Source organism: Lysinibacillus sp. RU7 (assembly GCF_057837305.1).
The window spans coordinates 213700-229683 of record NZ_JBYQFK010000002.1 but is presented as its reverse complement, the minus strand read 5'-3'; the positions used below and the strand labels follow the sequence as shown (position 1 = coordinate 229683).

General features: G+C 39.0%; 8 protein-coding genes and 1 riboswitch. Of the genes, 5 read left to right on the top strand and 3 right to left on the bottom strand.

Annotation, left to right across the window (positions count from 1 at the left end; genetic code table 11):
• The first annotated feature begins 656 nt into the window (after positions 1 to 656).
• Positions 657 to 7439, top strand: coding sequence for a collagen binding domain-containing protein (locus AC3II9_RS02615; protein ID WP_489152914.1), 6783 nt, complete (start codon positions 657 to 659; stop codon positions 7437 to 7439).
• A 20-nt stretch (positions 7440 to 7459) separates the two neighbouring features.
• Here the strand turns inward: AC3II9_RS02615 and AC3II9_RS02610 are convergent, their stop codons facing one another.
• Together AC3II9_RS02610 and thmT are read right to left on the bottom strand one after the other, a co-directional pair.
• Complete coding sequence (locus tag AC3II9_RS02610; protein ID WP_489152913.1) at positions 7460 to 8113, bottom strand: class A sortase; 654 nt, start codon at positions 8111 to 8113, stop codon at positions 7460 to 7462.
• A gap of 57 nt (positions 8114 to 8170) precedes the next feature.
• Positions 8171 to 8356, bottom strand: a complete 186-nt coding sequence (gene thmT, locus AC3II9_RS02605) for a 2-hydroxymuconate tautomerase (protein WP_391367796.1) — start codon at positions 8354 to 8356, stop codon at positions 8171 to 8173.
• A 69-nt stretch (positions 8357 to 8425) separates the two neighbouring features.
• Between thmT and AC3II9_RS02600 the strand changes: the two genes are divergently transcribed.
• Complete coding sequence (locus tag AC3II9_RS02600) at positions 8426 to 8947, top strand: YwhD family protein (RefSeq protein WP_489152912.1); 522 nt, start codon at positions 8426 to 8428, stop codon at positions 8945 to 8947.
• Between the two features lie 451 nt (positions 8948 to 9398).
• Here AC3II9_RS02600 and AC3II9_RS02595 read toward each other — a convergent pair whose 3' ends face one another.
• Complete coding sequence (locus AC3II9_RS02595; protein ID WP_489152911.1) at positions 9399 to 11483, bottom strand: transglycosylase domain-containing protein; 2085 nt, start codon at positions 11481 to 11483, stop codon at positions 9399 to 9401.
• A gap of 304 nt (positions 11484 to 11787) precedes the next feature.
• Between AC3II9_RS02595 and speB the strand changes: the two genes are divergently transcribed.
• The 3 genes from speB to argS all read left to right on the top strand — a co-directional run bounded on the left by speB (position 11788) and on the right by argS (position 15407).
• On the top strand, positions 11788 to 12660 hold the full coding sequence (gene speB, locus AC3II9_RS02590) for an agmatinase (protein WP_489152910.1): 873 nt from the start codon (positions 11788 to 11790) through the stop codon (positions 12658 to 12660).
• A gap of 651 nt (positions 12661 to 13311) precedes the next feature.
• On the top strand, positions 13312 to 13743 hold the full coding sequence (locus tag AC3II9_RS02585; protein ID WP_489152909.1) for a YwiB family protein: 432 nt from the start codon (positions 13312 to 13314) through the stop codon (positions 13741 to 13743).
• Positions 13740 to 15407: an arginine--tRNA ligase gene (gene argS / locus AC3II9_RS02580; protein WP_489152908.1), complete on the top strand. Its 1668-nt coding sequence runs from the start codon at positions 13740 to 13742 to the stop codon at positions 15405 to 15407. The genes AC3II9_RS02585 and argS overlap by 4 nt, the downstream gene beginning before the upstream one ends.
• A 243-nt stretch (positions 15408 to 15650) precedes the next feature.
• Positions 15651 to 15834: riboswitch (cobalamin riboswitch) on the top strand.
• Positions 15835 to 15984 lie beyond the last annotated feature (150 nt).

Below are 15984 nucleotides of genomic sequence, written 5' to 3'. Positions count from 1 at the left end.
CAAGAGGAGATTTTTTAATGCCTAGTTAGTGCCAAATTGCGAAATTGACATACAACTTAATTTTAAATAAGTGTCAAATTAGGTCTATTTACTTAAATGGCACTTATCCTAAAATAAGTTGTATATTAAAAACGGCCAATTGAAATTTAGCCGTTTTTTTAAGTGGGGGGCAGATTTTTTTATGACAAAATAGGACGTTAACATTTATTTTTATGCTTTTTAATAGCTAGACATATTCTAAAGACATATATTCACCACTTTAGAATATGATATATTTTTTCGGAAAAAGCTCAATTATGCTCGTTTTTTAGCCGAAAAGCCGCTTTTTTCGCTTTCTACGTAAGCCTCCTTTTTAGTAAATTTCTCTCTTTTTTAGTACAGCAGCTATTCGCAACATGTTGCATTTTGCATAAAACCACTCATTTTTTCACCAAAATGAGCCAATCCAAGCATGAAAGATAGGCTGATTTTTAGAAATTTCATTTAATAGATAACAATCTAAAAAGGTTTTATTTAAACAAATGTGTTATATTTTTCTTTATTTTTGGTAGTTAAATGTAAAATTTAAGAGATTGTTAAGCGGTTTTAAATATAATGCTATTGGAATCTCGTAAAGAGGTTCTGAAATATAGAAGAAGGAGGGAAAACCTAAGGAAATGAGAAAACTAAATATAGCGCTTCTCACGGTACTCGTCCTGTTCCAAACCATCCTCGGGCCATTTGGTACATATGGGGTGACATTTGCGAGTGGAGAAGAAGGTGCAACGCCTCAAGATATTAGTGCAAAGATTAAAGGTGTGAAAGTTTCTTTACAAGAAAGTGGTACTGGTGAAAACTTAGCTTCAACTACTAAAGAATTAGCTCAAACTACTACAGCAGCTGTTAATTATGTATTTACGGTCGATTTGGATCAAGGAGCAAATAAAGGCGATTATTTTACATTTAAGCTACCAAAATCATTAATTGATTATAGCTCTAAATTTAATGGTAGTTATCCAAACGCAGTAAATCCAATTTACACGTATACGACAGTTTTGGGTAGTGATGGGAAATATGAAGTCACCGTAACATTTAATCAAAATATTAATGGGAATGAAAATAATTCGTATTTTGATCCTGAGGCTAAAATAACGATGGATTTTAATTCTGGATTCACACTTTCGGGTACCTCTTTGGAGCAAGAGTTAGTTGTTCCAGATGGAATCTCAGGAGAAAAGACGATTAGGCTAACGTTCTTACCAGAAACAGCTAATAGCAAAGTCACTAAAACTAAAGGTGCTGTTTCTACAGTTGATGGTAAACGCCAAATTGAATGGACTGTATGGGTGAATGAGGCTGGTAAAGAACTTAAAAATGCCACTTTAACAGATACACCAGGTACAGGACATGCGATTAAAGATGGAACTGTAAATATTGCTCAGTACACGGTTGGATTAAAAGGTGTTATTGACAAAAGTGGAACAGGCACATCGGTATTAACGAATGGTAATTGGTCGAATGTGAATGCAAAGTTAACAGGCAAGTATGCGTACAAAGTGACATATAAAACAGAGGTTAACTTAACTGAACCCGAGGGAAATACAACACTGAATAATACAGTTAAGTTCAAGCATGATACTATTTCAGAAGAGACAGCAAACGGCTCGGTCACGCTGACATACGGGGATGCGCTGAAAAAAGAATTGGTAGATGGAGACAACTATATATCTTCATGGGCGATTAACTATAATTATAACTTAGCGAAACGTACTAGCCCAGTAATTACAGATAAGCTATCTTCGAGTTCTACTTCAAAACCTTACCCACATAAAATTGATATTGATTCAATTCGAGTGTTTGAAGTAACAGTAGATGATAGTGGTAATGCTACAGGACAGACAGATGTAACTACTCAAAAAGGGACTCTTTATGACGTTGTACCAGAGGGAGCGAATGGCTTTAAATTAACATTTAAAGACACAGTCGAAAAAGCCTATCATATCACATACGACGCTAAGGTTCAGGAAGATTTTTATACTGATAACCAAGAAAGAACATTAAGTAACACTGTTAAGGCTGATGGTATTACTGCTCAAGGTAAACATACTGCAACACATGAAATTCGCCAAGGAATTCTTAGGAAAAGCCGTACAATTGACTTTGATAAGAAAGAAATTCATTGGAAAATTCAGGTTAAAGCAGACAATAAAGATATCTCAGGCTTAACAATCGATGATACGTTTTATTACAATGAACGTACGGGAAAACATACCTTAATTATACCTGAAGATCATGCTAACTTTGGAATTGATTTAAAAGGTATGACAGGTGATGTAGAACTTAAAAATCCTGCTGATCTGAGCCAAGGATTCATCATCAAGGATGTTTCGGTTAAAAAAGGTAAAACAGGGGAAATAACTTATGTTACATCATTCGCTATTGAAGAAAATGGTGAGGTAGCGAAACAAGGATATGGAAATGAAGTAATAGCTAATTGGCGAAGTGATATAGACTATAGTATAAAATTTCAAAGTAATTACGAGCCAAAAGAGACTTCTTTAAATAACGGAAGTAAATCAGGTTCTTACAATTATGCCAACCAAACATTTACATGGGACGTAAAAGTGAATGTGAATAAGCAAAAAATTAATAATGCTGTATTAACAGATACGCTTGGAGAAGGTCATGAGATTGTTCCTGGATCGATAAAAGTATATAACTATACGTTAGTTCATGGTGGATCAGAAGATGATGCAAAAGGGGATAAAGGATCTGAACTATCAGATACACATTACCAGGTAAATCTAGCGGCTGATAATAAATCATTTACATTAACATTCAATGATAACTTGCCAGCAGACGTAAACAACAAAGCGTATTTAGTTGAGTACAATACAAAAGATTCGGATGATATTATCGGGATCGGTTCAACAGATGAAAATACAGCAGGGAATGTTTATTCGAATGTAGCGAAATTTAAAACGTTAGGTACACAAGAATTTACACTACTAGCTACACCAGTAACAGTAAATGACGCGAATAGCTTACTTAAGAAGAAAGTTTTTAATCAAAGTGCACCAGTCGTGACTTGGCTATTAGATATTAATAAGTCGTTGTCAGCTCTAGGTGATGTTACATTAACGGATACACCATCAGAAACATTAATGCTTATCCCAGGGTCAATTAAAATTAAACCTTACACAGTTACCGCAACAGGAGTAACTGAGGGTATAGCTTGGCAAGATGCTCCGGATGTACAATACAATGAGGACGGTGGATTCACTCTTCCTTTAGGGGACTTAACGAATAGAGGCTATCAAGTACAGTATGAAACGTTAGCCTTTGGTGAACTAAATGATCCGTTCAGCAATAACGCAAAAATCTCATACTCTGGTGCAACAAGTGCCAACCAAAAAACAAGTATTGTAACAAATAATAAGCAAGCATTTAGTAATTCCTCTTCTGATTTCTCTGCAAGAAAAGGAAATGCGAAGTTTGTGAAGATTGGTAAAAATGCTGCAACAGGTATTGATACAGAGCTTGGGGGCGTACAGTTCCAATTAATTAAAAAAATTGGTACGAAAGAATATATTATGCGTACTGCGACATCTGCAGCGGACGGTACATTTACATTCGACAATATTAACTACGGTACGTATTTGATTCGCGAAGTAGCAGCACCAACTGGCTATACTAAAATGGATGATGTTACGTTTAAGCTAAATGAAACTACGGATACATTGGTAGATCCAAAAGCTGAAACGACGTTAATTAATAATTTTACAGTGGATGCATCGAAAATGTGTCCAAATTATACATTAACGTTAAAAGATGTAGATGGTAAAGTTCGACCGAATGTAAAAGTAAAATTAGTGTCAAAGGGTGGCACAGAATATTTATATACAACAGCTACAAACGGTACGATTTCAGTTCCAAGAGATACAGTGGCTCCGGGGTTATATAAAGTCATTGAATTGAATAAAGATGGCACAGATAAATTAGTGTTAACTGAGTCCATTAATGTAAAATATGGTGAAAATGATTGTTCGGGTGAACTTCAATTAGCACCTGCTTGTGATTACTTTACATTTGTATTAAAAGATGCAGATGGGGAAGTGTTAAAAAACACTACCTTTAAAATGACGGTTAATAATAAAAATGCAGATGGTACAATTTCATCTGAAACATACACATTAACAACAGATAACGATGGTACACAACAATTACCGTCTACAACAGTAGCAGGAACATATGAGGTTAAATATACATCAGACAAAAAAATTGGTGATTTAACAGTGAGCTATACAGGTAACTGTCAAGGCCAATTACAACCATATAAAGCTTGTAATATTTTTGAAATGACGGTTCAACGTCCTAATGGTTCTGTCTACGAAAATACAAAGGTTGTTGTAACAGATAGTCAAGGAAATCCAATAATTTTAACTACAGATACTACAGATGCTGAAGGTAAGATTCAATTACCACAAAACCAAGCACCAGGTACGTACAAAGTGTACGAACAAAATGCTGATGGCACATCTGGTGAAAAAATTGGGGATATAAAAGTAACGTATACAGCAGATTGCCAAGGTACTGTTATAAAAGGTGCTTGCCCAGCATTTACGTTAACAGTGAATAATAAAGATTTACAGCCAGTTGGTTCAGGCGTACAAGTAACAATTAAAAATCAAGCTGGTGCTGTTGTTACAACAGGTACAACCGATACAAACGGTCAAATTGTATTTAATGATAAATCTTTATTACAGCAAGGCGTAACATATGAAGTGTATAACAGTACGAATCAAAAATTAGGCGATATTACAGTAAGTTATATCGACGAGATTTGTGGTGCTGAAGTCCAAGTATCTGCAAACGTCTGCCCAATCTTTACATTAACTGTTCAAAATGCTAGTGGCAAAGCTCGTGAAAATGTAACAGTGACAGTTAAAGATGATAATGAAAATGTAATTGCAACTGGTACAACAGATGCACAAGGCCAAATAACAGTTCCATACACAGTGGAAAACGGTCAATATGAATTGTATGAAGGTGCGACATTACTAGGGGTAATTACAGTAACAAACTGTGAAGCCATTTATAAAGCACCAGCACCACCTCAACCACCAGTCTGCCAACCTTCCTTAACAATTAATGTAGGAACAGAAGCAGCTGGGAAAGTGTTTGACATTAAAAATGATAAGACAGTAGTAACAACAGTGACTGCAGATGCGACTGGTAACTTAGTGTTTACTGATAGCAGTCTTGTGAATGGTATCACAGCTGGTTTGAAGTTAGGCTATACAATCGTTGAACAAGAATCACAAACGCAGTATGAGCTAACGACTGAGGCAAAAGACAAGCTAGTGAATCCGAGTGATTGTATTAAGCTAGAGCTTGCAACAACACCAGTTCAACCAACAGCACCAAGCTGTGAAGAAGGCGTAAGCATCACAAACTTACCATCAAACACAACAGTAACAATTGGTGACAAGCCATATACGGTTGATGGAAATGGTCAAGTGATCGTACCAACAGGCGATCTGCCAGAAGGTACAACAACAGTAAAAGTAAAAGATACAACAGGGAAAGAAATCGGTACAGTCACAGTAATTAACTGCGAGGGTACATTTACACCAACAGCACCAAGCTGTGAAGAAGGCGTAAGCATCACAAACTTACCACCAAACACAACGGTAACAATTGGTGACAAGCCGTATACAGTGGATGGAAATGGTCAAGTAATCGTACCAACAGGTGATCTGCCAGCAGGTACAACGACAGTAAAAGATACAACAGGTAAAGAAATCGGTACAGTCACAGTGATTAACTGTGAGGGTACATTTACACCAACAAAATCTTGTCCGCAATCAGAGGTAACACTCGTTGAATATGTAGGACAAGTTGTGACAATTACGAAAGCAGGTGAGCCAGCTGTTACGGCACAAGTAGCGGTGGATGGTAAGCTCATTATTCCATTTACAGATGGGTTTATTACTGTAGTGGATGCAAGTGGTAAAGAAATCGGTACAACGACGTTAGTGAATTGTACAGGTGAATTTACGTTCACACCAGACAAAGTGTGTGAAGCGGTCACGATTACGTTAACAGATTATATTGGGCAAATTGTAACAGGTACAGATGGTACAACAGCTCTAACAGTAATTGTTGGAGCAGATGGAAAGGTACAATTACCATTTACGAACGGTACAGTCACAGTATTAGCGGCAGATGGTAAGGAAATTGGTACAGTAACATTAGTAGATTGTGAAGGTACTTTTGAATTTACAAAAGTATGTACTGCAACAGAATTAACATTAGTTGATTATGCAAATAAAACAGTCACAGCTGAACATAATGGTGCAACAACAACTGTTACATTTGATCCGAATGGTAAAGTAACATTGCCATTCATAAACGGCACAGTCATATTAAAAGATGGCGACAAAGTCATTGGTTCTATTAATTTAGTTGATTGTCAAGGTACATTCACATATGAAAAACAAGTATGTGATTACCCAACATCTATTTCGTTATCAGAACATATAGGTAAAGAAGCAACAGTTTCAAATGGTACAGAATCTTATACAGTAACTGTTCCAGAAGATGGTATTGTAGCAATTACATTTATTGAAGGAACGACAACGGTGACGGTGGAAGGTACGCCTGTTACAACAATTACAGCAGAGTGTACGACAATTACTGAAGAAGTACCGGCAAATCCAGTAACACCTGAAACTCCTGGCCAGCCAGTGGAGCCTGCTGAACCAACAGACCCATCACAACCAGGTAAACCAAGTGTTCCTGTAACACCACCGACAGATCTAGGCACGCCGCCAACAGATCCAGGTACACCACCGACAAATCCAGGTGAGCCAACAGATCCAGGTACACCACCGACAAATCCAGGTGAGCCAACAGATCCAGGCACACCACCGACAAATCCAGGTGAGCCAACAGATCCAGGCACACCACCGACAGATCCGAGTGAGCCAACAGATCCAGGCACACCACCGACAGATCCGAGTGAGCCAACAGATCCAAGCACACCATCTCAAGTAACATCGGAGCAGGTAGCAAATATCCAAAAGATTATAGAAAATCCAATTCCAAATAATCCGGAAGATATTAAAAAGCAAATCGAAGAATTAAAGCAATTCCTAGAGATGTTTGAACAGCTTACACCTGAAGAACAAGCAGAGCTTCTACGTGTATTAGGTGTAGAGTATACAAAATTAAAGGAACGTTTAGCGGAGCTTGAGCGTACATTAGCCGCAATGGATTCGAAAGAGCCAACGACTGATGGTACAACAGCGGAGAAAGATAATGTTTCAACAGCAGGCGAGAGCGTAGCGAAACTTCCTCAAACAGATGGTGCGTCTACAACGGCAATGTTGTATGCAGGTCTTGCTTTAATGGCAATGAGCGCATTCTTCTTAATCCGTCGTCGTAAAAACGCCTAATGAAAAACCTTAACGGCAAATTAGCCGTTAAGGTTTTTTACATCTTCAGGTGTATAACGTTGTGTAAATGTTGCGCGAACGGCTAAGCGTTTGGAGCCTTCTTCTGCACACGTAATGAGTGTTAGCAATGTTTCATTCGGTACATCATCGATAATATAGACGTCTGTTTCCTCGATGATGTCCTTCGTTATTAGCTCGTATTCATACACATAGGATAGATCAGATAAATAGATTTTATCGCCGATTTCAGCTTCGTAAAGGGGACCGAACAATATATCTTTTTCTTCAAAGTAATGGCTAGCTAGTGAATAGTTGCCTTGTCCCATCATTTGCTGTGGTTTCATCGTACCAGCGCCAGCAGCTAAAGCCTCTTTTCCTACCCCTTTTAAAATAGGTAACTCTAAGCCGACTTCAGGGATAGCGATGCTACCGATCACAGGTAAGTCACTTTTGCTCGCTTGGGCACGTAACACATCAACAATCGATAGTGATTGTACCGCTTCAAAATCAAAGCTTACCTCACTATTTTCAACAGCTACTTGCTGGGTGGGTGTCGGCACAAGCGACTTGCTTAAGTGAGAGACAAGGAAGCTTTGGATAGGGTTGATCAAAACAAGCATAAGCCCGGTAATGAACATCAGCATAAGGCCGATTTGGATTAATTTTGTTTTCATACGTCACCTCACAAAAAAAGAGAATTTACTATATTAAGTAAATTCTCTCTCAAAGCCTTATTTATCGCAAGCGCGAACGCCGCCTGTAGCGTAGTGTGCTTTTGACATATCTTCGATGATGATTGTTACGTTTTGTGCTGGAGCACCTGTTGTTTCAGCTACCGCTTCTGTTACTTTTTCAACTAATGCACGTTTTTGCTCATCTGTACGACCTTCTAATAATTTGACTGTGACGATTGGCATCTTATAAAGCCTCCCCGCTTTGAGTTATGGTGTATATTATTTATAATAATATAAACGGAGGGATTTACAATGTCTAATGAAGAAAAACCAAAACAAAAAATGGGCTTTACCATTATTAAAAATGATCCGACTGATGGACATGGCGGGTTTGGGATTGGCTCGCTAACGCTTGAAAATGTATCGCCGGTCATTATTGATGTGCAAGAGAAAACAGCGGCTGTTGATATCGGTGCGATGCATGCGAAAAGTGATGTAGAACGGGGTATCAAGTTCACAACGAATCGCGAAGATTCTGAAGGCGGAAAACCGTACTGGCTTGTATGGGTCACGATTGATTATAAAGCGGAAGGCCCGTACTTTGCGGGTGTGACGGCATGTGAGATGGTTGTAAACCGTGGAAAACGTCGCGGCTATAAGTTATTACCAGAGCATGTAAATAAAATGGATAAATCGATGAAGCGACATATTATGGTTGATTTTATGGATGATGTTTCAAAGCAAGTGTTGGCTAATTTCTTTAAGACGCATAACTTGGAAATGTGGCATCGGAGTGAGCAGAAACTACGAGATGATTTAACTGTAAAATCATAAAAATTTTGCATCATAAACATAAAAAGCTATATGTTCGTCAATCTTTTTGTAGAAAAATATATAAAAATGCGTGAACAAAGTGTGACAATTGTAATTAGTATTGAATCGGTAGTTGAAACTACTAATGAAAAAAAGTACACTTGAAGCAGAGCTTACGGTAGTAGGCGCTAGGACACTTGGCCAAACGAAAAGCGATGAGAGCTATGCGGCATTTGAACATTCCCAAGCCGAATGCCCCATGATTCTCATGCTTTCGCTTGCCAAAAAGGGCTACTTCTTCCCACGGAACAATCGTATTTCCGGGGAAGAAGTAGCTCTTTTCATTTTCATTCGGCAGATGGACGTCCGTCTCTATAGGTAGCTATATGAATGCAAGTAGACAAAATCCGAACACCATTACGCCTCGGCATAATGGATGAATGAAAGTCCTGGTATACCATTAGACGTATCATTATTGTGTAGGTTCCTTAAATAATTCAAATGGTAGCCAGTTTAGTAAGCTATCCCATGAATTTTCCAATGAATCTTGATTAAACCAATCTGAGTCAAACCAATATGTTGAACATTTTTCTTCCGGCACATCTTCTGCTTTTACATAGACAAGACGCTGATTTTCTGGGCATGCCTCGTTTGCAATTTTACCTGAAGCAATATCGATGACTACGCCTTCAACAGTAGACGGCGGTACAAATTCCTCGTTAGGCAATCCTTTATGCACAGCCTCCATAAAATCAATCCATACTTGCTTTGTAGTCGAATTATCTGCTTGTGTAGATAAATTTTTTCCATGGTCATAGCCATTCCATACACCCGTCGTTAAATGAGTAGAGTAACCAACCATCCATTGGTCGCTATTTGTTGTGCCAGATTTTGCGGCATACGTATGCGTCATCTTTGGTCGAATGGATACACCTGTTGCGGGAGAATAATCGCTAAATACAGGATCAAATATCCCTGTAAGCATTTGCGTCATAATGTATGCATCTGCCTCTGTTACAACTTGTTCGTTTTTAGGCTGCTCATACTCATAAACGATTTGTCCTTTCGCATTTTCAATGGAAAGAATCGTTGTCGCATGAAGAGATTCACCACCAGCCGCTAGTATGTTGTAAGCATTTGTTAAGGCATATAGGGATGTTTCGATTGTCCCGAGTGCAATAGAAGGTGACTCACTTTTTGTTGAATTTAATTGGAAACGCTCTAATATATTACGGAAGCTTGGGTAACCGATATCTTGTAATGTTTTCACTGCATACACATTATCAGAAATAGCTAATGCTTGTGCGAGTGACATTTCATGGGTCGCAAACTGTCCGTTCACATTTTTTGGTGTATAGGTTTGGCGACCGTTATCATACGTAAAGGTCGTTTGCGATACATCTTTAAATGTCATCGGTGTATAGCCTTTTTCCAGTGCTGCCGTATATAAAATAGGTTTAATGGTCGAGCCTGGTTGCCGTTGTGCGAGTGTCACACGGTTAAATGAGCTCGTCCCATAATCACGCCCACCGACAAGGGCTGTGACAAACCCAGTAGTAGGATCCATACTGACAAGACCCACTTGTAATTCACTATCGGGCATATGATTGGCGACTGCTTGTTCGGCTGCCTGTTGATGTGCTTGATTTAAAGTCGTTTTAATTTTCCAACCGCCTTCACTAATGTTTAAGTTTTGGCTTTCTAAAATTTCACTCGCTTCAGCCCACACAACATCTAGGAAATAAGGGGCAATCGATTTGGATGCAATCCACTCATCACTTTTATACACCAGCTGTTCTGAAACACCGCGTTCCTTTTCTGCTGCTGTAATTTTCCCTTGGCTTTCCATTAAGCTTAAAATCAGCTGCTGACGTTCTGTCGCTTTTTGTTCATTGGCAAGAGGCGAATAGTATGTTGGCCCTTTTGGAATACCTGCAAGCATCGCTGCTTCCGCTAATGTTAAATCACTGGAGGATTTTCCAAAATAGTAACGACTCGCCGCTTCCGCTCCGTACATTCCGTGACCGTAATAAACCGTATTTAAATAGCCCTCTAAAATCTCATCTTTCCCGTAAAATATTTCGAGGCGGTAGGCGTACAGGGCTTCGTTAATTTTCCGTGTCCACGTTTTTTCATGTGTTAAAAATAGGTTTCGTGCATATTGTTGTGTGAGTGTACTCGCCCCTTGCACTTTGGAGCCGGCTTTCAAATCTGCTAATAAGGCCCCCGCGATACGAGAGTAATCAAACCCACCATGTTCATAGAAATCCTTATCTTCTACAGCAATCGTTGCATCGATTAAATAGGGTGATAACTCATCGATTGCGACCCAGTAACGGCGTTCGTCTGTATAATAGTCACCGATTTGGTTATTTTGATTATCTAAAAATATCGAAGCTTTCGGAACTGTCAGTGGTGGTGCGCCAGCTATTTGTGCATAAACACGTAATGAAAGGATTGAAACTACAAATGCACTAGCTAATGCAACCATGACTAACAGTACATTTTTAGACCATTTTTTACGTGTTTTCTTTTTAAAATATTGACGTCGTTTCATACGATTTCACCTCGATCTGTACTCGTTATGGTAGTATGTGCTTTTCGTGTGAATTAATAACGAAAACTCTTGCACTTTGCAGAAAAACATCTATACTTTTTTTGAACTGCATAATATAGTACGTTTAACTGAAACGAAAAGTTTCAATTGTGTTACAAAAGTATTTCATTTGTGTAAAATTTGCAGTTTAGATAAATTGATACTTGCATTTTTAACATTTAATCACAGGAATATTCCTATTATTCTAGGAAATAATTTAAATGGTACAAATGCAGCATAAAAATAACTAGAGAAGGTGAATAACATGCGTTTTGATGAAACTTATTCAGGGAATGTTTTTATTAAAAGCCACCCTAATTATGAAGAAAGTACAGCGGTTTTATACGGCATGCCAATGGACTGGACAGTAAGTTATCGTCCAGGTTCTCGTTTTGGTCCTGCACGTATTCGCGAAGTATCGATTGGGTTAGAAGAGTATAGCCTGTATTTAGATCGTGAGCTTGGCGATGTGAAATTCTTTGACGCTGGTGATATTCCACTACCATTTGGCAATCCTGAAAAATCATTAAAGGAAATTAAAGACTGGGTACGTAAGTTGCTGGCAGATGGCAAAATTCCTGTTGGCATGGGCGGAGAGCATTTAGTGTCTCTACCTGTGATGGAAGCTGTGTATGAAAAATATGAAGACCTTGCCATTATTCATTTTGATGCACATACAGATTTACGTACAGATTACGAAGGGGAGCCGTACTCACATGCGACACCAATTCGTAAAATTGCTGACCAAATTGGACCATCGAATGTATATTCATTCGGTATTCGCTCAGGCTTAAAAGAGGAAATGGAATGGGCAAAAGAAAACGGCATGCACATTTCATTATTTGAAGTATTAGAGCCACTGAAAAAAGTATTACCAACACTTGCGGGTCGCAACGTATATGTAACGATCGATATCGATGTATTAGACCCAGCGCATGCACCAGGTACAGGTACGGTAGATGCCGGCGGGATTACATCAAAAGAGCTACTAGCATCTATCCACGAAATCGCACGCTCTGAAGTGAATGTGGTAGGTTTCGACTTAGTAGAAGTAGCTCCAGTGTACGACCACTCAGAAATGACGGCCAACGCAGCAGCGAAATTTATCCGTGAAATGATTTTAGGGTGGGTGAAATAATTCCTACGAAATCATTTTAAGAATGCAACAATGAAGGCAGTGTTTGCGACGAAAGCGTAGCGTCAGGAGCACAAAGGATTAATGAAAGTGTGAATAACACTTTCCACCTTGCAGCGAAATTTACCCGTGAAATGATTTTAGGCTGGGTGAAATAATAGATTTTATTATAAAGTGTAGACAAGCCTGTGTTCAGGTTTGTTTGCACTTTTTTATATAAATCGTCTTAAAACTGTCGACATTGAACGATCAAAACCTTCAGGTACGAGCAAAACACTACCGTATCCGAGCAAAAGTCCGTGGTAAACGGTCAAAAAGCTACGCTATCCGAGCAAAAAGTCACTGCATCCGGTCAAAACCATCCCGTATCCGAGCAAAATCCTGCAGTGAACCGTTAAAAAACATTTATTTTTAGCCAAAATGCAAGCGGATGAGAAGATAAGCTTGCAACATGGAAGCTGATTTTTAAAGTCAACCATTATGCTGGAACATTAAAATGCACATATATAGTGTTCATGATCATATAAGAGATTACTAACATGGACTTGTTGCGGAGGAAAGTCATTCATTCAGCCAGTTCATTCTTGATTAAATAGAGAAAACTATCCTATAATAAGAAGGTTATATAATCGAACTAAAGGGGTTGTCCAGGCGGTGAACGATGTAGGAACTGAAGTGAAAATAAAGCTCGTTTCTTCTATTATCCCGACAGAGGGTGAATTAGAAACATATGAGATGTGGTTACAAGGAACCTTTATTGAAAAAGCGGGGACGCACTATTTACGATATGAGGAAGTACAGGATGATAAAACAATCCGTACGACAGTCAAATTAACAGATGAGCAGGCGGTTATTATGCGCAAGGGCGGCTTGAATATGCGCTTGCCACTCAACACAAAACAAAAGGAACAAGGTCATTACGATAGCCCGTACGGCATGATTCCACTAGTAACAAAAACCTATCAACTATCGTATGAGCGACGAGAGGCAAGTGGCGAGTTTAAAACGCAGTATGATTTAATTCTCGGCGGTACGTCAGTCGGCAACTATACGTTACAAATACATTATACGGAGGTACAACTATGAACGCAGTAGAACAACTACAACAACAAATTAAAGCTGCGCTTGCTGCTGCTGCTGTGAAAGCAGGCTTAGTAGAAGAGGCAAGTGACTTAACTATTCATTTAGAAACACCGAAGGATAAAGCAAACGGTGACTTTGCAACAAACTTAGCGATGCAATTAACAAAGATTGCGAAAAAGCCGCCACGTGCGATTGCAGAGGCGATTTTAAAAAATCTTGAAACAGCAGGGACAGATATTGAGAAAATCGACATCGCAGGTCCTGGCTTTATGAACATTACAGTACGTAAAGATTTCCTTGCAGGTGTTGTGAAAGCTGCTTTTGAGCAAGCTGAAAACTACGGTCGTTCAAACGCTGGGGCAGGTGAAAAAGTACAAGTAGAGTTCGTATCAGCAAACCCAACAGGTGATTTACATTTAGGTCACGCGCGCGGGGCTTCTGTTGGTGACTCTTTATGTAACGTAATGGATTTTGCCGGCTACAATGTTTCACGTGAATACTATATTAACGATGCAGGGAATCAAATTAACAACTTAGCATACTCGTTAGAAGCACGTTACAAGCAGGCTTTAGGCATGGATGCTGAAATGCCAGAAGACGGCTACCATGGTCCAGATATTATTGAAATTGCAGGTCAGTTAAAAGAAGAGTTTGGTGCAGACATTTTAGAAAAATCAGATGAAGAGCGTTTCAAATTTTTCCGTGAGCATGGACTGCGCCTAGAGTTAGCGAAATTGCAAAAAGACTTAGCGAATTTCCGTGTTGAATTTGATGTATGGTATTCAGAAACATCTTTATACAACAATGGCAAAATCGATGTAGCATTAGATAAATTAAAAGCAAATGGTCACGTATTTGAAGAGGAAGGTGCCACTTGGTTCCGTTCGACAACATTTGGTGACGACAAAGACCGTGTATTAATCAAAAACGATGGCTCTTACACATACTTAACGCCGGATATCGCCTACCACGAAGATAAATTACAACGTGGTTTCGATAAGCTGATTAATATTTGGGGCGCTGATCACCACGGATATATTCCGCGTATGAAAGCAGCAATCGAGGCGCTTGGCTATAATCGCGGGACATTAGAAGTAGAAATTATCCAAATGGTACAGTTATACAAAAACGGCGAGAAATTTAAAATGTCGAAGCGTACAGGTAATGCGGTCACAATGCGTGAATTAGTAGAAGAAGTAGGCTTAGATGCCGTTCGTTACTTCTTCGTGAAAACAGCAGGCGACTCGCATATGGATTTCGACCTAGATTTAGCGGTATCACAATCAAATGAAAACCCAGTGTACTATGCACAATATGCACATGCACGTATTGCATCAATTTTACGTGCAGCAGGTGAGCAAGGCTATGCAGCTTCACTTGATAACCTTGGCCTACTAACAGCAGAAAAAGAAGAAGAGGTACTGAAAAAAGTAGGAGCATTCCCGCAAGTCGTGGCAGATGCAGCGAAACACCGCACACCACACCGTATTGCTAACTACATTCAAGACCTAGCGGCAACGTTCCACAGCTTCTATAATGCTGAAAAAGTGATTAACCAAGACAATAAAGAGTTAACAGAAGCACGTTTAGCGTTAATCACAGCCGTTAAAACAACATTAGCGAACTCTCTACGTTTAATCGGCGTATCAGCTCCTGAAAAGATGTAATCAATAATAAGCGAACGCAATCTTTCATCGTTCTGTAGCGAAAGGCATAGCCGACAGCTACAAACGCTCTAAAACTAATTGGCGTAAGTGCACCTGAAAAAATGTAATCATCGTAAGCCATCCTTTATGGGTGGCTTTCATTAATTTCTACGACGTATTTGGGGATTGTATAAGCAACACTAGAGTTTTCAGAAAATTATTCTTTTCAAAACGGAGATTTCAGCTATAATAGAAATGTTAGACAATTTGATAAGTAGTAAAGGTTCTTTGCCGTGTGCAAAGATAATAGGGAAGTCGGTGTAAGTCCGACGCGGTCCCGCCACTGTAACTGCTAGCTTGCTTATAAAAAACCACTGATTCATTCGGGAAGGGATAAGCCAGCGTTCGATGCATAAGCCAGGAGACCTGCCTTTATGAACACCAAGATAACCTACGAGGATAGGAAGGTGGCTTTTAAGTATAGATGTTATACGTAATGTTAGCCTTTTCCAAAGTCTCTCGTACTAGAGAGGCTTTTTTTATTTACAAATTTATCTATCTTTACAAACGTGCCACCATCTTAGGTTAATTGGATGAA